We start from the raw sequence: 17680 nt of genomic DNA, 5'->3' as shown, positions 1-17680 counted from the left end.
ACTCCTAAGAGGACATTAATTGGTTGAGTTGTTTCAGCGCTTGTTTGTGAAGCTGACATATACGAGGTGGTGTCAGATCCAATACCAGAGCTATTTCGTGTAAGTTGAGTTCATGTTGATAGAACAGAGTAAGCAGCAATTGATCACGCTTCGGCAATTTGCCTAAAGCGCTATCTAAACTGCGACGAATATGCTCATGTTCCATGCCATCATATTTCCCGCCAATATAACTATCACCACTGCTTTCCATCAGTTGGTCAAGGCTTTGCATCTCTCCCGCAAGGGCGGCATTTTGGCGGTTGTAATAGTCCTGCTCATTCGTCCCCAAGGCTTGGATGATTTCTGCATCCGTAGGCATCCGACCTAAAGAGCGTGTGAGATCTCGAGTCACGTCGTTGAGTTCGTGAGCCTGTTGGCGAGTTTTACGTGAGCGCCAATCTAACCGGCGTAATTCGTCTAAAATTGCACCTCGAACGCGACACACGGCAAAGGCAGGGAAATGAGGATCGTCAACATCGCCGTATCGGCGTCCAGCTTCAACTAGAGCGATAAGGCCAATTTGCTGCATATCTTCAATACTACAGTGAGAAGTGGCATGAACACGTAGCTGGTTAACGACGCGTTTCACCATAACTTGATGACGTTGCAGCAGTGCATTTTCGTCAATTGGGCGTGATGGCGTCGTCACTTCCTCTTCTGTGGTATAGGTGTCTTGTATATTCATGTCTAACATGGTTGTGCTCCGTTATTGCACAACATATTTAGTCAACAAAACATCGTCGATTTCGCGAACGATGTCTGTCTTAGCAAAAGCCAGTAAAAGCGTTTGTTTTACTTCGTTTTGCAGAATATCGATGGCACCCGCTTGCTGTAACTCATCAAATGTTTTGTCGCTAAACAATTTTAATAATGAGTTTTGTACCATTGGCATGTATTCATCAATGTCTTTGATGCGCTCAGGACGTCGTGTTTCAATCGCTAGTTCTAGCATGACAAAGTGAGTCTGCTTTTTACCTTTTACGGTTAAAACGACTTTGTCTAAAGGATGGAAGCTAGGACCTTTGCTTGTCGGTTCTTCTGTGACTAAAAATGACAATGGAGAATCATCGATCAAGGAACCAGAGTCAGGTGACTCTTGAGCGTGTTTGTTTAAGTACCAGATTCCGCCCATAATCGTGGCGGCCGAAACGAGGGCGCTGGTGATGATCATGGCGATAAACAGGGCGATCATTTGTTGTTTGGTCATAACCTTTTTCCTCGAGGATTAACTAGGCTTGAGTGTTCAGCCAGTGTTCTGAATAGTTTGTTGTTGTGGTTTGGAATGCACCAGATTCTCGTGCTGCGAAAATAGTGGCGTCTTCTTCATTTGTATGTTGGTCATTGCGACTCTGGCTTTGATCAGAGCCCACGTTGACATCGACATGGACGAAGTTCTGCTCTTGCAGTTCTGTGCGCAGACGCTCAGACACTTGCATTAAAGCTTCTCGTGTTGCGGCTGTATTGGCATTGATGTGCACGCTTAGTCGGTCGCCTTCAACACGTACAAGTAAATCCAGCTTACCTAAATCCGGTGGGTCGAGGCGGATTTTGGCTTCTTGTACATTTTGTTGCGCTTGAAGAGTCACACGGTCATGCAGAACTTGCATCATTTGCTCTCCCCATTTTCCAGCACTGGTGTCAACGCGCACAGCCGCCCACTCAGAGCCTTGAGTTTGAATATGACTCGTGGCAACGGCGGTGTTCGGGGCTTGTGGCGTTGGTGTTTGTCCTTGGAGTGGTGAGGCCGTTGGTTGCCCTTGAGCTGGTTGACTCAATAGGGTCTGAAAGTCGGCACTGGAGATTGATAGACGCGAGTTCGATGACATCGGTTGGCTTTGTTGCACCTCTTGTTGCTTTGGAGAGGTGTTTAGCAAGGCGTTATTTGAGTCTTGTGTTGCAGACTTAACGTCGTTAGCTACCGCTAAAGGCGGAGTTTTTCCGAACTGACCCGGCTGCTTTTCGGCCATAGTGAGCATACTCTGGGTTAGAGCCTGAGCTTGCATAGCAAGATCAGGTGATTCTGTTGAACCCAGTGTACTTGTCAGGTGAGCATCTGCTTCAGAAGCCGAGTGTTCGTCAGTATCCGAACCACGATCATACGCCTTTTCTTCGCTGTCCAAAGCTGGAGCGGTAAGATGAAAACTCGGCACGGTTGAAGCTGAGGCGAAACCTTGGCCGTCATACTGGCTATGCTCAGACATAGGGTTATGAGAAAAACCGTGTACAGCTCTTGCTTGTTTTATGTTGCCTTCATGGCTAGGTGATGCATTGCCGGATATTTGAGTTGAAGGAGATACGATCATTGAGTTAGCTCCATGGTCATCGCTAATTGATAGGCCATAGCGCGCTCTTGATGGTCATTGACCATGTTCATCTCTTTTTCTAACTCGTTCTTCGACTTTTCTAATCTAGCGAATGCATCAGCATGAACGGTTTTGGCACGTTGAATTTCAGGTGCAAGCTTAGGATCCTTCAAAAAAGGTTTGTGACTGATCAATAGCTCTCGCAACTGCAAGTCATAGCGCTTAAGCGCATGCCAATCTGCTGTTTTTGTAGCGAATTGGATGAGCTGAGATAAATGACGAAATCGCTCTGGCGACACTTTATGCTTGTTGTCCAAAATTCATCCAACCTTCACGAATGTTACCCATTACACGCTCGACATTAACCAAGCGATTCGCATCGTTCTGCACGCTGGCGTAATAAAGCTCAACTTGGCAGAAGTCATACAGCTGGCGTAAGTTTTCAGCAATTTCGCCACCATTCTCATCATCTAGAGCGCTTGTGAGCCCAATCAAGATGTTCATGCATTTGTTGATTCCGTTACCTTTCTCAGCCAAGCGATTCGCAGCCAAATGGCCACGAATACGTTCAACTTCATCAAGTAAGCCATCGATCAACATAATGACTAATTGGTGTGGGTTTGCTGCTGCCGCTTGCGCGTTGAGGTCTACTTGCTGGTACGAGTCATAGCCAGAGTCCATAAGCATGAGTTTTTTCTCCTAAAGGCTTAGCCAAACATCGACATGGTTTGGTTCATTTGGGTCATTAACGCGTTCATTTGTGTGAACTGTTTGATGTAGCGTTTGTACGACATATCGTATTTACGCTCTAATGTAGATTGTTTATCTTCTATGCGATCCAAGTTAGCTTGAAGCGCATTTTTACGGGATTTGAATGCGCCTGATGAAAACTTCAGAAATGGATCAATCATCGCGTCCATTGAGTCAAGTAAGGCATCGTCGCCATTAAACATTGCTTCCAAGCCCACGCTGTTATTCTTTTGAACTTCGGCGAATTTTTCGTGGTCGACTTTCATTTTTCCATCACGATCCAAGCTCACACCGATTTCACTCAGACGCATACCACCGTGTTCCCCTCGAACCAAATTAGTTAATTGGCTCTCAATGGAGCGAAGTGTTGGATCACTTGCTAACACTCCACGTTTTTTGTCTTCACTACCTATTTGGGTGTGCTGGTTCATTGCGCCAATAAGAGTGTTATATGTGTCAACAAACTTATCCAATTGCTCTTTAGTTGCTTCGCTGTCAGAGCCTATATCAAGGCCAACAGGTGTTTCACCAGAAGCTTGAGCTTTGGTTAGAGTAATATCTACACCGTCGATTACACCTTCAAATGTATTGCTTGCGTTCGTCAGTTTGAGACCAGAGTCTTTAGCTCCCAACCACATTACAGCATCTTGCGGGGCGCTAATTTGGTTTAGATTTGTGAATGCATCTTCAAACCAGGCTTGGCCAGTACCAGACGCCGAGACGTTGATTTGGTTAGCAACGCCAGTTTCAGTGCTTGATAACATAAAGTGAGTTTGACCATTTGAGCGAACTAAGGTGGCGTTTACTCCAGGGTTATCGCTGTTGTTGTTGATTGCTTTTGCTAAGTCACTGACTGTTGCTGTGCCATCACCGTCTGAATCAACAGTCGATAGATCTAGCGTCATTGTTTCGCCATTGATCGTGAACTCGAGAGAGCCAGTTGTTGGGACTTCAGTTGTTGCTTCTAGATCAGCAGGCATCCCTGTAGAGACTTGATGAGACGTGGCAACTTGCTCAACAAAAATTTGGTAGTTGCCTGTGAGGGCCTTAGCATCTGCACTGGCTGTAAAGTAACCTTCCTGAGATAGGGTTGCACTGTTCTTAATGATGGTGTTTGTGCTGCTGTTCATTTCGTTTAACGAATTACGAAAGTCTCGTAATGCCGTTTCAACTTTACCTAGTGCGGAAAGTTGCGCTTGATATTTGCTGGCTTGTAGCTGATAGCGCTGTTGAAACGGTTGAACGTCAAAAGTGGCAAATTTAGTAGCCATTGTAATTGGATCTAATGAACTCATGAGGTTACTCCCTCTCTCATATATACGGCTTAAATAGCTTATCTGCTATGCCTTGGTTTAACAGTTCATCGCAAGATGTGTGCCGTATATAAATGGCTATATATAACAATGCTTTGCGATGTATTATTTCATAGAGAGGAAGCTGTGGTTCCACCTTTTGTGTTCCGCTTTCCTCTAGAAAACAAGTAGCGTTTTCCTATAAGACAAGGCGACTCAAGACTCGTAAATGTTTAATAGAATTTCTAAGTGGAGTTGAAAGGGAGGAAGGGACTCAGAACAGATATTTCGGTGTTTACTTCTAATGAATTAAGATAATTCTTACATCGTATTTATATGCTTCCTGTTATCTTTTCATCAAATTGGAGTATCGGAAAGAAAAACAACAATTATGAACGAATTTGCCTTACGACTAATGAAGTGTGCTCGCGAATATGAGCGCTTTATTCACGCTAAACTACTTAGCAAGCAGAGTCTTAATTCTGACGAGTTGGCAAGTATCCAAAAAGAGGCCATATCAAAATTTCCTGAGTTAAAACGCTATCAGTTCGATAATAGTCCTGAGCCAGTGGAACTAGAGTTATTTAACAAAGTGTTAAGGAATATTATGCTGAAAGTAGGTTTTAGATTGCCAGACTCTCATTGGGATAATAATAGTTCTATTTACATCAGGCGATAAAAAAGCCTCAATGATGAGGCTTTCTAGAGCTAATAGCGTTCACTCAACGCTTTTATGTTAGGCGCAATTTCATACCTTAGAATATCTGCAAGTGCAGTGAAGTCATGAACTTCTCGGGCGGTATTTATTCGCGAAAGTATTTCGAGAACAGACGTGCGCTCTGACTGAACGGTGAATAATTTTGTTAGGAGATTTAGACATCTCCCTAACATTAAGTCGCCTGTCAAGTGGTCACCGTATGAGTAAACCTCTGAAGTTTTAATAAAAGTGTCATAAACAGAGTTAATCTCGGTTGCCATATAGTTCCTCCACATTGAAATATTCAGCACCAATAATTTTTGCACCAATACGGCTCCAATTGTAAAACTTGGTCTGTGGTGATGCTGCTATTAGGTTCTCAACACCGCTTCCAAACATGCGGTAGGCTGGTGAGGTTTTGATCATCTCACCATAACCATTCTCTACTCGTGCTGTCATCGTCGCGTTCGGGTCGTCTGGTCTGTTTTCGCGTCCTGAATGGATGATATCTCCAGGGAAACCAAAATCGCATCCGATTAGTGATACTTGGGTAGCACCTTGTAAAAGGGTGAAGTGGATTAGAGGATGGATTACCGAACCAAACGAGTATGGGCGATATTTAACCGGTAGTTTGCTTGCAAATCTGTCGTATGTGAAGTCACCCAAGTGTAAGTAATACTTCTCGCCATGCCAGTTTTGGAAAATACGGCTAGGCATATGGCTACCAAACACCAAAATAGTATTTTTGGCGATCTCATATGGAATATGTTCGTCACCTAAATTTAAATCTACAGCAAATACGACATCTGGTTTGATGTTATTTTCAATTAAGCACTTGCATGCAGTTGATGCAGCAATAAGCTTGGGACGATTTGGTCGGTTATAGACTGTTTTTAACTCTTCAATATGATGCTGGAGTGATGGGCCAGCACCAATACAAATAGCGTCGTCTACTTGATACATAAGATAATGATCAGAAGAGTTTAGGCGTTTTAAAAGAGGTTCGTTTTCTTTCTCTCTTGTGAGCAGTTCTTCATCGCTATGTCTATAGCTAGCGTTTGCATAGCCGATCAAAACACGGTTTTCTAAGCGGAAATAAAGCCATTGATGAGTATGACGCGAAATGGCTCTGTCGGCATTGAGAATGATACAATCATCCCAAGTAAGGCTCGCGAGTTTTCTACCTATATCGCTTTGGTCTTCTGAGACGATGATCAACGAAACACGAGGATCGGATATCCATTGTTGTGGAACGAGAGAAAGCACCAATTTTGCTAACGGTAGGTTATAAAGATAAACACGAATTGATCGAGCATTTTTATCTTGTGTTAACAGGGATGGGACATTGCCCATACCGATGCCCCAAATATGATAATCGTCGCTAGACGTTAGGCTTCGGTACTGGAAGGCTTCTTCGACCGGGTCATAAGCACTGCTAAGTTGAACTCCGTTGACTTTTAGGGTCATCGCTGCTTTTTCAACTACTTCAAAGTGTAAGTCGCTAAAGTCTGCACTGTCTAAGGCTTTTGCTACGTCAGGCCAACGAGAGCGAATGATATCAATATGTTGAGAATAAACTGGTGTCATAATATTCAGATAGTAAAAAACCCCACCGGATGGGTGGGGTTATAAGCTTCAATGATTAGCGTAGTAGAGACATTGCCATGCCAGGAAGCTGGTTAGTCTTAGAAAGAACTGTTGTACCTGCTTGCATAAGCATTTGGTTCTTAGTCATGTTTGAAGACTCTGTAGCGAAGTCTGCATCAGTGATACGGCCTTTTGCTGCAGAAGTGTTTTCAGTCATGTTACCAAGGTTAGTCATTGTGTGCTCTAGACGGTTGATGTTAGCACCAAACTGAGCACGTGCTGTACCTAGATCTGCTAGCATACCGCCAGAGCTTGAAAGGTTTGCAAGAGCTGTAGAAGCTGCAGCAGCAGTGCTGATGCTTGTCAGGCCAGCAATTGCTGTCGAGATGTCGTTTAGCTGTGTTTTTGCATTTACAGCTAGTTTCTCTGCACCAGTCGCACCAATTTGGTAAGTAACGCTGCTTGCACCAAAACCGCCGCCTTCAGCTAGAAGTTTTTGACCACCAAATGAAGTGTTTTCCATGATGTTGCCTAGCTCAGATGCTAGCTGTTTGAACTCTGCATCCAAAGCTGCACGGTCTTCTTGACTGTTTGAGCCGTTCAAAGATTGTGTTGCTAGGTCGTTCATGCGGTATGTGATGTTTGTCATCTCATCCATTGCACCTTCAGCAGTCTGCATCATAGAGATGCCGTCCTGTGCGTTACGCATCGCTACATTCATACCACGAGTCTGAGCTTCCAGACGAGTTGCAATTTGTAGACCCGCAGCGTCGTCTGCTGCTGAGTTGATGCGGTAACCCGTGCTTAGACGCTCCATCGCAGTGTTTAGAAGACCGCTTGTGTTGTTCAGAGTGTTTTGAGTTACAAGCGATGCGTAGTTAGTGTGCATTGATAAAGCCATCTTAGTCTCCTTAGTTAGTCACTATATCTTTCAGGCCTCGGGATATTCCCTAGTCACTAACTAGAGGCGGTCGGTCAGCTTTAATGATTAATTTGAAAATTAAAAAATTCCTAAAAAAGATCAAAATTGATGATTTTTAGTGACTTGTATTCCATGAAAATGCAGATATAACATCAAATAACCTGAATAAGCCTGACTTAATCAGGGAAGCAGTCATCTATCAATATTGTCGTTCTTCGTTATAAATAAAAAAACAGCGCGAATAATTCGCGCTGTTTTATAAAGATTAATAGTTAGGATTCTGTCATTCCTCACCAAAAGATTGAAAAGAGAGGGAGGTCGGGATGTCACTGAAATAACCAAAGTAATAATTGGCCCCTAACAAGCGATAGCGGTTTAGCTCTGTTTGGCTCGCTACCCGCCCGGCTACCCAAGGGTATTTGTGCTTTCTTAAGAACTTAGCAATCGGTAGGAAAGCATGTCTTTCTTCTTTATCCTCTAACGTGACTGATAGTTTGATCATATCGGGATTAAAGTCAGCGACTCGTTCGAAGTTCACTTGTGATGTCGCGACTTCAAACCAAAGTGAGTAGGCGTTTTCTCTTAACTTCTCTATCAGCGCTGAGACTTTATCATAGGCGCATAGCGTTTTGTCTGCTTGAAGAGAAGGAATCACATGTTGAAAAGCGGAAGAGTGAAACTGAATCATCTGTTCGAGAAAGTATATGCCTGGTTCCCATAGTAATGCGTCAATTCTTACCGGCACGACGACGTTACTGATTAAGTCGGGGTGAAAGGCTTCTAGCTGAAACTGTGTTTGTCGCAATGCGAGATAAAGGCTGAACAAATCTAGGCAGTACTGCATTTGTTCAGAGAGTTCGAATTGATAGACGCTTTGTTCGCCACGCGTGCCAAATCTCAACGTCAGGTGTTGGAATTCTACCTCTCCTGATTGAGTCTCGCGAATGGCTTGGCACGCGTGTTGAATGTCATTGTGCTTTAAAGCATCAAATACTAATTGATCGTCATCCGTGACGATATGTTGTACTGCGAGACCAACCAAATGTTCGTACATCGCATGTGTTGAAATAAGATTAACCAAGGTTTCCTACCACATTGATTTGTTTGTTTTCTGGAATTTCGTTGTAAGACAATACTGCCAGTCCTTGCGTAAATGTGCGTGCGTAACGAGCCAGAAGTGGACGTAACTGAGGCATAACGAGAAGAATCGGAGGTAATCCCTGTTGTTTGAGCTGTTGTCTTATCAGTGGCAAGTTTTGTTGGAACTGACCAAGAATATTTGGCTCAATTGGGAAGCTGTCTAACATTACTGTACCAGAAGATTGTGCTTGTTGTAGCGAAGTCAGTAGCATTTGTTCTAGTTCATCAGAGAGAGCATAGACATTTAATTCGTTTTTCTGTCCCGCAATCAGGTTTACGAGCGTGCGTTTTAGTGCGCAACGCACATCAGATGCCAGTAAAATCGGGTCTTTAGTGTTTTCTGCGGATTCCAACATCGTGTTAGCAATCGTGCGAATATCTTTTAGTGGCACTTGGTCTAGTAACAACTGGCGATATACTTTGAGTTGCTGCGCAGGGTTAAGTGCCGCGGCTAGGGCTTCGGCTAACTTCGGTGCTTGCTGTGTCAAACGTTGCGTCATGGCTTCAACATCGTCGTGCGTAAACAACTCAGCAAGGTTTGTTTTCATTATCTTGCTAATATGAGTCGCGATGACCGTGCCATCATCGACCACTTGATAACCCATGTTCAGCGCTTTCGCTTTGTCTTGATGTTCAATCCATACTGCTGGTAATTGGTAGGCAGGATCACTGCCCAAAATACCATCTACCTCACCGTACGTTTCTCCGACTGCAATCGCCATCAAACGTTCTGGCTCGATAAAGCCTTGTTCGATCACTTCGCCATTGAGAGAAATTGTATACTGATTCGGCTTAAGGCTTAGGTTGTCTCGAATACGCACCTCTGGTAATAAAAAGCCGACTTGTTCAGATAGGTTACGGCGCACACCGCGAATACGCTGTGATAAAGGTGCACCTTGTTCTTTGTTGACTAGGTGAACGAGACGGTAACCCAGGGAAAGTGACAACGTTTGAACATGAGGAATATCTTCCCACGTAAGTGGTGTATCGTCCTCTTGCATGGCTTGTGAAAGTGCTTCGACCTCCTCGATTTGGGAGTCTTGCACGGGCTTTTTCGTTTGACGCCAACCCGCGAAAGCTAAAGCACCCGCGAAAGCAAAAAAGGCCAAATGTGGCATGCCTGGTACCATGCCTATCACAGCCATGATGCCTGCGACGGTAAACAGTGTCGCCGGGGTTGCCAGCAATTGTTTTTGCATGGTTTCCGACATGCCATTATCGCTATCATTAATTCGCGTAACGATAATCGCTGCAGCCGTTGCCAATAGAAGTGACGGAATTTGAGCTACTAAGCCATCACCGATTGTAAGTAGTGCGTAGGTTTTAAAGGCGTCAGATGCTGCGAGTCCATGCTCAAAGACGCCGATGCTGATACCACCAATGATGTTGATAAACAGAATTAGCAAACCAGCGATAGCATCGCCTCGCACAAACTTTGAGGCACCGTCCATCGAACCATGGAAATCGGCTTCGTTAGCGACTTCTTTACGACGCAATCGAGCGGTTTCCTGATCGATAAGACCGGCATTTAAGTCGGCATCAATCGCCATCTGTTTGCCCGGTAAGGCATCCAAAGTAAAGCGCGCTGACACCTCAGAGATACGTTCGCCACCTTTGGTAATTACGACGAAGTTGATGATCATCAAGATAACAAACACCACCATACCAACGACGTAGTTACCGCCAATAACGACTTCACCGAATGCTTGGATGACTTTACCTGCCGCATCCCCCCCATTATGTCCTTCTAGGAGTACGATTCGTGTGGAAGCGACGTTTAGTGTAAGACGCAATAATGTCGCGACTAACAAAATCGTTGGAAAAACTGAGAAGTCTAATGGTCGCTTTGCGGTAGTGCTGACCAGCAATACTAGGATTGCCAAGACGATATTGAAGGTAAACAACGCATCCAATAGCAGGGGAGGCAAAGGTAAAATCACCATTGCCAAAATCATTAGCAAGACAATTGGAATGCCAATGTAGCCTTTGGTTGATGTTTGAAGTTGTTTTAACCGGTTAAGCATACTTTCGTGTCCTTGGATAAACGCGGGTTAATCAGTGCTGCAAATGCTTTGGAATCGAAAAATGAGGCAAAGGAGTTGGCTCTTTTCCTTCACCTTTACGGAAGGCTTTCAATTGCAAAACGTAAGTAAGAATATGTGCCACGGCAATGTACAGTTGGCTTGGGATTGCTTGTTCAATCGCTGTGGTGTGATAGATCGAACGAGTCAACGGTGGTGAGTTGATGATCTCCACCTTGTTTTCTCGGGCGATTCGTTGAATGTGCATGGCTGTTTCGTCTACGCCTTTTGCAACCACAAATGGAGCATCAGAAAGTGAAGGTTCGTACTTCAGAGCGACAGCGTAGTGAGTTGGGTTAGTGATGATCACGTCAGCCGTTGGTACCATCTTATCGATTTTACGGCGTGCAAACTGCTGTTGAATTTGACGGATTCGCTGCTTTACTTCTGGGCGGCCTTCGTTGTTCTTGAATTCCTCCTTCAGCTCTTGTTTGGTCATACGCAGCTCTTTTAGGTGCTCCCAACGTTGGTAGGGAATGTCTACAACACCAAATAACAACAACGCAAACCCCATCAACAATAAGCCTTCAAAGAGAATAGACATCACCAGGGAAAAGCCTTGGCTTAAAGGTAAGTTTTGCATACCTAGCAGAGGCTGTAAGTGGTTGTCTAAATAGCCATATAAGATGCCGAAAATAACGGCTACTTTGAACGTGGACTTTAATAGCTCAACCACTGAGCGTGTCGAAAAAATGCGCTTTATCCCACTTAAAGGATTAATTTTGCTCAGCTTTGGCATAACGTTCGCCGGACGGAACATCCAACCGCCTAGTACAAGGCTGCTACCACAGGTCACGATAATAATGACGGTAAACAACGGTAATAACATGTCGATGATTACCGCTAAACTTTGTCCCAATTGCTCGACAAGCTGTTTCGGGTTTTCTAAGTCGGCTCGCGTCAGCATCATGTTGTAGCGAAAAATACCTGACATACTTTCCCAAATGCTATTGAGCTGAGAGTAAAAGTAGAGCGCCACCGCTAGAAATATCACCGCAGTAGTAAACTCTTTAGCACGAGGAATTTGTCCTTCCTGACGTGCTTTTTTTACTTTCTGCGGTGAGGCTTTTTCAGTTTTGTCCTGAGACGATTGATCGCTCATGCGCCCCCCAACATAAAGTTACTCAAGTGTCTGATGGTGTCGTGCACAAGCGCGGTGTAGCGACCCGGCACACCAGATACTGAAATTAATACGCTGAACAGGCCAAGAAGCATCGTCATTGGAAAACCTAACGCATACACGTTGAGTGAGGGGGCGGCGCGATTCATCACACCAAAACTGATGTTGGCTAGGAGCATTGAAACAATAGCAGGCAACGCTAGTGCTAAAGCAGAGGCAAACATCCAACCGAAAATATTTACAACGCCTTGCAGAGAAAGCGATGTGATGCCAGAACCGACCGGCCACACGACAAAACTTTGAATCACGATATCAATGACGAGCAAGTGTCCTTCTAGCGCGAGAAATAACAAGGTTGAAAATATAAGAAATATGCGGCCCAAAATGGCGACAGAAAGTCCGTTGATAGGATCATTCATCATTGCCATACCCAATCCCATTTGCAGAGAAACGACCTGACCAAGCATGGTGAAAACGTTAAAGAGCATGTGCAAAATTAGCCCAAACATCACGCCCCAAATCGCTTGCTCAAAAGCAAGGAATAGAGACGTTATGGAGAATAATTCGACTTGTGGCATTGGTGGCATCAATGGTGCGGTAATCACGACGATCGAGAGTGCCAGTAAGGTACGGATCCAAACGGGAATGATTGCATCACCAAAGAAGGGCATCGAAATAAATACAGCTCCCACACGAAAAAACGGCCACCAGAGTTGACCGAGTATCGCTGAGAGCTCTGCAAATGTGATGGCCATTAGCCAATCATCCCCGGTATGTTGTGGAATAAGAAATCAAACAGTTCCATGATTTTTCGGAGCATCCAATGACCCGCAAAAATCACCATTAATAGCGTAACGAGCAAACGTGGTAAAAAGCTGAGTGTTTGCTCGTTGATTTGTGTGGCGGCCTGGAAAACGGCGATACACAAACCGACAATTAGGCCAGGAACAACCAGTACCGCAACCATCAGAATGATCAGCCATACTGCATCGGAAAATAACGTTACGGTTAGTTCAGGGGTCATAGCATGCTCCTATTTAACCGAAACTGGCAGATAACGTGCCAACCGTCATTGCCCAGCCATCCACGAGTACAAACACCACCAGTTTAAAAGGGAGTGAAACAATCAAAGGCGATAGCATCATCATACCCATTGCCATGAGCACACTGGCGACAACCAAGTCGATAACCAAGAAGGGGATGAAGAGCATAAAGCCAATTTGAAAGGCGGTTTTTAGTTCACTGATGACAAACGCAGGCAAGACAACCGCAAAAGAAATATCTTCAACGTTTTGGTCGAGTGGTTCATTGGCAATACGCAGCATTTGCTCAAGAGAGCTTTGATGAGTTTGTGCCAGCATGAACTCTCTCACTGGTTTCTCTGCTACAGAGAATGCTTGTATTAGCGTGATTTCACCATTGTCATACGGTTGAAATGCATTTTCATGAATATCGCTCCAAACAGGTCGCATGATCAGCAAGGTCAATGCCAAAGCAATCCCAACCAATACGCGGTTAGGAGGACTTTGTTGAAGACCAAGGGCTTGGCGCAAAATCGCGAGGACGACGATAATCCGAGTAAAGCTCGTTGCCATCAGAATGAATGCTGGAAGAAAACTGAGCGCCGTCATCAACAACAGAATTTGCAATTTAACGCTGTATTCTTGCTGTGTGTCGCCATCAGAAACGGACAGGATAGTTAAGCCGTTGTCAGCCGCCATGGTTGGGAAAGCAAACAAAAGTGACACCAGTACCAAAAGAGGTAACCAACGGTGCCAAGCGCTCAGATTTTTCATTGTGATGCCTACCTAAGATTATTGACCAACGCCACTCAATGCAGAGTCATGTACATCGATCAGACGAAGTCCGTACTTATCATTAACGACGACGACTTCAGCGTGACCCATTAGAGAGCCGTTTACCTTTACGTCTAAAGGCTCACCATTGAGCTTTTCAAGTTCGATAACCGTGCCTTCTCCGGCTTTCATTAAGTCCCCAAGTGGGATTTCTTTGCTTGCAACTTCCAGCGTGACAGTGACGGGAATACTTTTGAAAAAGCTAAGATCACGTTCCGCAGTTGCTGGTTCTTGTTGGAGCGTACTTTCAGCTTCAAAGTCTTCTAATTGAAAGTCGTCAAAGTTCAATTCTTCTGCGTCGAATGCATTCGTTTCTGGCGCTTCGCTCATCGCTGCGGTTCCTTATCAGGGTTAAAGATCAAAACAAGTTGGCCGTCTTGCTCAGCAATACGACCTGTAAATAAAGATTGGTTACCAATGCTGACTGGAACCGTATTAAGAAGCTCAATTGGTAAAATATCGTTAGGTTGTAAGCCTACAACGTCGCTCAACGGCATCTTCTTTTTACTTAAAACAACATTCAGTCGAACAGGCGTTGCCTCTAAAGAGCGACAGAATGGTTGGTACAAATCCGTATCGGGCTGCAGTTCAAGCTGCTCGATCAGTGTTTGAATAAGGTGGCTATCTAGTTTGAGATGAATTGAGCCTTGGTGATCGTCAAACGCGATGTTTAATTGCACGTTGATTCCAATCCCTCGGGGCGCTTCGTACTCACCCATTTCCCACATCTCACCTGGTGCAAGCCAACCAATAATGATGCGACTGATTCGCTCTTGTAAGCGGAGGTCACTTGCTGTCAGTGTTGTTGCTGAACGCTCAGTGCTGGCGCCATAGAACCGATCCGCCAGTTTTATTAACGTGTGAGCATCTCCATGAACAAATACCATGCCGCCCTCTTGGTGTTGATAGGTTGACGTTTGGTCTTTATCCATTTTTATCGGTGTAAAGCGATGCAAGTCTACAGAGGTTAAGCTAGCTTCCACTTTACTCGTACTGAGCCAATTTTGTAATTCAATCGTAAGGCTGGAACAAGACTCTGAAATCAAGCCTTCAAGCTTTTCACGAATGATATGAATAGGTTTGCCTAATAATTCTACATCAAGTAGTTGAATGTCAGAAATAGGCTCGCTAACTCTATTTTCCATTTATATTTTACCGTGCGTTAACAATCGAAACTGTTTTAACTTAATGGCGTGTAGTCTACACAGAAATTTTAATGATCTTTTAGTTTCAAACTCTAAGATTGTGACTTTAGTTCACATGTTGCCTTGAGCATATAGTCTTAATCTTTTAATAAAATTTAAAAAGGGTTAGTTTCCTTTATAAATTGCTTAATAAGAAAATATAAAAATATTAAGCGTTTTTAGTTGTTATTAACTTTTTAAAACCATCTTCATGGTGTAACGGCTAATTTAGATAATTAAAATATAAGACATTGTTTTTAAAGCTTAAATCTTGATTTTAAAGGTTTGGCTATGCTCTTGTGAGCATTTTGTAACCAGTTTCAATATTCAGAATAGGTAATTAACATGATTAGCTATGCCAGTTATCACGGCTTAGTGGCATATTTAATTAAATTGATAAGGTCATGGAATTGTAAGATATACATGAACCCTAACGGTTTAATAAATTGTAAAATATTTATTTTTGTCAGTTTGCTAGTGTCTAAGGTGACATATTCAGGTGAAGTTGTGACCATCCCCATGGACCTTTCAAAGTGGACATATAAAGGAAACAACTTTGAATGCAACTTATTGCACTCAAGCACGCCGTATGGGAAGTTTTATTTCCGTTCGGAACCTAACAATAAAACTTATTTTATTTCCGATATACATTATGAAAATAATAAATGGAAAACGATTGCTCTAATAAGTCAAAGTGCTCCTTGGTCTGGTGAGCTTTATAGAAAAGAGTTTGCCACCCTTGACTTTACTAAGCCATCCCAACGATTTGTCTTCAGCAAAGGTGCTGATGAACTCATGGATTTAATTGCTACTGGTAATTGGGTGACGTTGTCACTAAAGGGAAGTGATGCTTCCTCTTTGTCAGAGATTGTAATTCCGACTATTCAAATTCAAAACGCGCTCAAGTCATTTAATGCCTGTCGAGCGCGTTTGCCTAAGCTTTCGTTTTCAGAGGCACGAAATCTTGTTCTGTCTTTTGACTTTGGTCAGAAGGCGCTAAGTCGTAAGCAGCAAGAAACGCTCGCAGCGTTAAATAGCTATGTATCTGTTGATGATCGTGTGACCAAGATTTTAATTGATGGCCACACCGATAACGTTGGTTCTAGTTTGGCGAACCTTTCAGTATCACGTACTAGAGCAGAGCAAGTTGCCGAGGCCTTAGTTGAACTTGGTATTGATAAATCGATGATCGAAACAAGAGCGCATGGTTCTCGTTACCCAATTGCCAGCAATAGTTCGACGAAGGGCCAAGCGAAAAATCGACGTGTAACGTTGCGCCTAGTTAGAGATAACGAGCGAACGGCAGTGAAACACCACCCTGATGTACAACAACAAAATCAACAAACGAAAGTTAAGGTTCAATGATGACGAAAACGAAAATTTTGTTGGTTGAGCCAAATGAAGCTCTTGCTCAACCAGTATTGGATGTGTTGCAAAATGCAGGTTACACCGCAAAACACACTCGTACTGGCCGAGGCGCATTACTTGAAGATCGAGCAGAAATCACTCTTGTGAGCTCTACTTTACCGGACATGTGTGTCCGCGAGTTTGTTGCTTGCCACCAAAAGCAACGTAACTCTGGTGTTGTTATCGCTATTGTCGATCAAGAGCAGGGAATCTTGGCGGCTGAGACGATGAAATCGGGAGCAACCGATTATCTATTACGCCCATTTGAAGCGAATCAGCTGCTCAATTTACTGAAGCGCGTTGAAGCGCTAGGTAAGCCAATGGCCAACATTGTTGCGGAATCTTGGCGAAGCAAACAGGTACTGCAATTGGCGCATCGTGCCGCTTGCACTAGCGCCAGTGTGTTAATTACAGGCGAATCGGGAACGGGTAAAGAAGTGCTGGCTCGATATGTGCATGAGCACTCTCCACGTATTGATGGTCCATTTGTGGCGGTTAACTGCGCTGCCATTCCAGAGTCGATGCTAGAAGCGGTTCTATTTGGTCATGTCAAAGGTGCCTTCACAGGAGCGACTAACTCTCAAAGCGGTAAGTTTGAAGAAGCGAATGGCGGGACGATTTTGCTAGATGAAATCGGTGAAATGTCCCCTGCAGTTCAAGCCAAGTTATTACGCGTTCTTCAAGAGCGTGAAGTGGAACGCGTAGGCAGCCACAAGGCGGTGAAGCTTGATATTCGTGTTATTGCGGCAACCAATAAAGACTTACGTGAAGAAGTTCAAAAAGGCACATTCCGTGAAGACCTTTATTATCGATTGGATGTTTTGCCTCTGCACTGGCCGCCTTTGCGTGAAAGAAAAGAAGACATTTTACCGATCAGCCAATTCTTTATTGAAAAGTATCAAGATAGCAGTCGCTGTCATCTATCCCAAGACGCGATCAGTGCGCTGAGTCAGTATCACTGGCCAGGCAATATTCGTGAGTTGGAAAATGTCATTCAGCGTGCATTGGTCATGCGTCATGGTGACTACATTACTGCCCATGATCTGATGCTGCCTATTGAACTTGTTGCGCCAGTTCCATCCGCTGAGCCAGCTTCAAGCTTTGGTCATGTAGAAGCGAAGAAGCAGGCCGAATATCAATTTATTTTAGAAAAATTACGTCAGTTTGGTGGAAACCGAACGAAAACCGCAAACGCGCTTGGAGTATCAACTCGAGCGCTACGCTACAAGCTCGCAGCCATGCGAGAACATGGTATTGATTTACAGTCGGCACTAGGCTCGGCTGCCTAATAGGAGAAAAAAT

Annotated in this window: 19 protein-coding genes; 3 read left to right on the top strand and 16 right to left on the bottom strand. The window is 44.1% G+C overall.

The features are described from left to right. Positions 1-4 precede the first annotated feature (4 nt). From NB463_RS01960 to fliD, 6 genes are read right to left on the bottom strand one after another with little or no spacing between them, the layout of a single operon-like run. Entirely contained in the window at positions 5-733 is a 729-nt protein-coding gene (locus tag NB463_RS01960; protein WP_258432047.1) for a FliA/WhiG family RNA polymerase sigma factor, read from the bottom strand. A 12-nt stretch (positions 734-745) separates the two neighbouring features. Next, the gene (locus NB463_RS01955; RefSeq protein ID WP_005398533.1) at positions 746-1246 is read right to left on the bottom strand and encodes a flagellar basal body-associated FliL family protein; all 501 of its coding nucleotides are present in this window, start codon (positions 1244-1246) and stop codon (positions 746-748) included. A 22-nt stretch (positions 1247-1268) separates the two neighbouring features. Beyond that, positions 1269-2342 carry a flagellar hook-length control protein FliK gene (locus NB463_RS01950; RefSeq protein ID WP_237309147.1) on the bottom strand — a complete coding sequence of 358 codons (1074 nt, stop codon included), beginning with the start codon at positions 2340-2342 and terminating at the stop codon, positions 1269-1271. Continuing rightward, a complete protein-coding gene (locus tag NB463_RS01945; RefSeq protein WP_005398525.1) occupies positions 2339-2659 on the bottom strand; it encodes a hypothetical protein in 321 nt (106 codons plus the stop codon). Before NB463_RS01945 ends, NB463_RS01950 begins: the two co-directional genes overlap by 4 nt. Further along, positions 2643-3029, bottom strand: a complete 387-nt coding sequence (gene fliS / locus NB463_RS01940; protein ID WP_005398523.1) for a flagellar export chaperone FliS — start codon at positions 3027-3029, stop codon at positions 2643-2645. Before fliS ends, NB463_RS01945 begins: the two co-directional genes overlap by 17 nt. Before the next feature lie 20 nt (positions 3030-3049). Then, positions 3050-4387 carry a flagellar filament capping protein FliD gene (gene fliD / locus NB463_RS01935; RefSeq protein WP_258432048.1) on the bottom strand — a complete coding sequence of 446 codons (1338 nt, stop codon included), beginning with the start codon at positions 4385-4387 and terminating at the stop codon, positions 3050-3052. A 388-nt stretch (positions 4388-4775) separates the two neighbouring features. Here fliD and NB463_RS01930 point away from each other — a divergent pair, with 388 nt between their 5' ends. Continuing rightward, the gene (locus tag NB463_RS01930) at positions 4776-5063 is read left to right on the top strand and encodes a hypothetical protein (RefSeq protein WP_041853112.1); all 288 of its coding nucleotides are present in this window, start codon (positions 4776-4778) and stop codon (positions 5061-5063) included. A 282-nt stretch (positions 5064-5345) separates the two neighbouring features. Here NB463_RS01930 and NB463_RS01925 read toward each other — a convergent pair whose 3' ends face one another. From NB463_RS01925 to NB463_RS01880, 10 genes are all read right to left on the bottom strand, one after another. Then, positions 5346-6668 (bottom strand): 6-hydroxymethylpterin diphosphokinase MptE-like protein, encoded by a 1323-nt coding sequence (locus NB463_RS01925; protein WP_005398053.1) that lies wholly within the window; start codon positions 6666-6668, stop codon positions 5346-5348. A gap of 55 nt (positions 6669-6723) precedes the next feature. Beyond that, on the bottom strand, positions 6724-7569 hold the full coding sequence (lafA, locus tag NB463_RS01920) for a lateral flagellin LafA (protein WP_005398051.1): 846 nt from the start codon (positions 7567-7569) through the stop codon (positions 6724-6726). 304 nt (positions 7570-7873) lie between these two features. Then, entirely contained in the window at positions 7874-8644 is a 771-nt protein-coding gene (locus NB463_RS01915) for an EAL domain-containing protein (protein WP_258432050.1), read from the bottom strand. A 19-nt stretch (positions 8645-8663) separates the two neighbouring features. Further along, the gene (gene flhA, locus NB463_RS01910; RefSeq protein WP_006741984.1) at positions 8664-10754 is read right to left on the bottom strand and encodes a flagellar biosynthesis protein FlhA; all 2091 of its coding nucleotides are present in this window, start codon (positions 10752-10754) and stop codon (positions 8664-8666) included. A gap of 31 nt (positions 10755-10785) precedes the next feature. Further along, positions 10786-11913, bottom strand: a complete 1128-nt coding sequence (flhB, locus tag NB463_RS01905) for a flagellar biosynthesis protein FlhB (protein WP_006741983.1) — start codon at positions 11911-11913, stop codon at positions 10786-10788. Beyond that, positions 11910-12686 (bottom strand): flagellar biosynthetic protein FliR, encoded by a 777-nt coding sequence (gene fliR / locus NB463_RS01900; RefSeq protein WP_053808280.1) that lies wholly within the window; start codon positions 12684-12686, stop codon positions 11910-11912. Before fliR ends, flhB begins: the two co-directional genes overlap by 4 nt. Then, positions 12686-12955: a flagellar biosynthesis protein FliQ gene (fliQ, locus tag NB463_RS01895; RefSeq protein WP_005375036.1), complete on the bottom strand. Its 270-nt coding sequence runs from the start codon at positions 12953-12955 to the stop codon at positions 12686-12688. Before fliQ ends, fliR begins: the two co-directional genes overlap by 1 nt. A 13-nt stretch (positions 12956-12968) precedes the next feature. Beyond that, on the bottom strand, positions 12969-13727 hold the full coding sequence (gene fliP / locus NB463_RS01890) for a flagellar type III secretion system pore protein FliP (protein ID WP_005398045.1): 759 nt from the start codon (positions 13725-13727) through the stop codon (positions 12969-12971). Between the two features lie 18 nt (positions 13728-13745). Continuing rightward, on the bottom strand, positions 13746-14117 hold the full coding sequence (gene fliN, locus NB463_RS01885) for a flagellar motor switch protein FliN (protein WP_005398044.1): 372 nt from the start codon (positions 14115-14117) through the stop codon (positions 13746-13748). Further along, the gene (locus tag NB463_RS01880) at positions 14114-14932 is read right to left on the bottom strand and encodes a FliM/FliN family flagellar motor switch protein (protein WP_005398043.1); all 819 of its coding nucleotides are present in this window, start codon (positions 14930-14932) and stop codon (positions 14114-14116) included. The genes fliN and NB463_RS01880 overlap by 4 nt, the downstream gene beginning before the upstream one ends. Before the next feature lie 384 nt (positions 14933-15316). Here NB463_RS01880 and NB463_RS01875 point away from each other — a divergent pair, with 384 nt between their 5' ends. Together NB463_RS01875 and NB463_RS01870 are read left to right on the top strand one after the other, a co-directional pair. Next, positions 15317-16336: a MotY family protein gene (locus tag NB463_RS01875; RefSeq protein WP_203343051.1), complete on the top strand. Its 1020-nt coding sequence runs from the start codon at positions 15317-15319 to the stop codon at positions 16334-16336. Beyond that, positions 16336-17667, top strand: a complete 1332-nt coding sequence (locus NB463_RS01870; protein WP_161445697.1) for a sigma-54 interaction domain-containing protein — start codon at positions 16336-16338, stop codon at positions 17665-17667. Before NB463_RS01875 ends, NB463_RS01870 begins: the two co-directional genes overlap by 1 nt. The last annotated feature ends 13 nt before the right edge of the window (positions 17668-17680 follow it).

The organism is Vibrio sp. RM-41-2B (assembly GCF_024744415.1).
In the GTDB taxonomy this organism is placed as follows: domain Bacteria; phylum Pseudomonadota; class Gammaproteobacteria; order Enterobacterales; family Vibrionaceae; genus Vibrio; species Vibrio diabolicus.
Note: the sequence above shows the minus strand (reverse complement) of the source record. Positions and strands in the feature narration are given on the sequence as shown.

What these genes read in the sequence shown, in the direction of transcription:
- NB463_RS01870 (WP_161445697.1), top strand. Translation starts at nt 16,336, where the DNA reads ATGACGAAAACGAAAATTTTGTTGGTTGAGCCAAATGAAGCTCTTGCT.
- NB463_RS01930 (WP_041853112.1), top strand. Translation starts at nt 4,776, where the DNA reads ATGAACGAATTTGCCTTACGACTAATGAAGTGTGCTCGCGAATATGAG.
- NB463_RS01880 (WP_005398043.1), bottom strand. Translation starts at nt 14,932, where the DNA reads ATGGAAAATAGAGTTAGCGAGCCTATTTCTGACATTCAACTACTTGAT.
- NB463_RS01955 (WP_005398533.1), bottom strand. Translation starts at nt 1,246, where the DNA reads ATGACCAAACAACAAATGATCGCCCTGTTTATCGCCATGATCATCACC.
- NB463_RS01950 (WP_237309147.1), bottom strand. Translation starts at nt 2,342, where the DNA reads ATGATCGTATCTCCTTCAACTCAAATATCCGGCAATGCATCACCTAGC.
- fliD (WP_258432048.1), bottom strand. Translation starts at nt 4,387, where the DNA reads ATGAGTTCATTAGATCCAATTACAATGGCTACTAAATTTGCCACTTTT.
- lafA (WP_005398051.1), bottom strand. Translation starts at nt 7,569, where the DNA reads ATGGCTTTATCAATGCACACTAACTACGCATCGCTTGTAACTCAAAAC.
- fliN (WP_005398044.1), bottom strand. Translation starts at nt 14,117, where the DNA reads ATGAGCGAAGCGCCAGAAACGAATGCATTCGACGCAGAAGAATTGAAC.
- fliP (WP_005398045.1), bottom strand. Translation starts at nt 13,727, where the DNA reads ATGAAAAATCTGAGCGCTTGGCACCGTTGGTTACCTCTTTTGGTACTG.
- NB463_RS01960 (WP_258432047.1), bottom strand. Translation starts at nt 733, where the DNA reads ATGTTAGACATGAATATACAAGACACCTATACCACAGAAGAGGAAGTG.
- fliR (WP_053808280.1), bottom strand. Translation starts at nt 12,686, where the DNA reads ATGGCCATCACATTTGCAGAGCTCTCAGCGATACTCGGTCAACTCTGG.
- flhB (WP_006741983.1), bottom strand. Translation starts at nt 11,913, where the DNA reads ATGAGCGATCAATCGTCTCAGGACAAAACTGAAAAAGCCTCACCGCAG.
- flhA (WP_006741984.1), bottom strand. Translation starts at nt 10,754, where the DNA reads ATGCTTAACCGGTTAAAACAACTTCAAACATCAACCAAAGGCTACATT.
- fliS (WP_005398523.1), bottom strand. Translation starts at nt 3,029, where the DNA reads ATGCTTATGGACTCTGGCTATGACTCGTACCAGCAAGTAGACCTCAAC.
- NB463_RS01925 (WP_005398053.1), bottom strand. Translation starts at nt 6,668, where the DNA reads ATGACACCAGTTTATTCTCAACATATTGATATCATTCGCTCTCGTTGG.
- NB463_RS01915 (WP_258432050.1), bottom strand. Translation starts at nt 8,644, where the DNA reads ATGTACGAACATTTGGTTGGTCTCGCAGTACAACATATCGTCACGGAT.
- fliQ (WP_005375036.1), bottom strand. Translation starts at nt 12,955, where the DNA reads ATGACCCCTGAACTAACCGTAACGTTATTTTCCGATGCAGTATGGCTG.
- NB463_RS01875 (WP_203343051.1), top strand. Translation starts at nt 15,317, where the DNA reads ATGATTAGCTATGCCAGTTATCACGGCTTAGTGGCATATTTAATTAAA.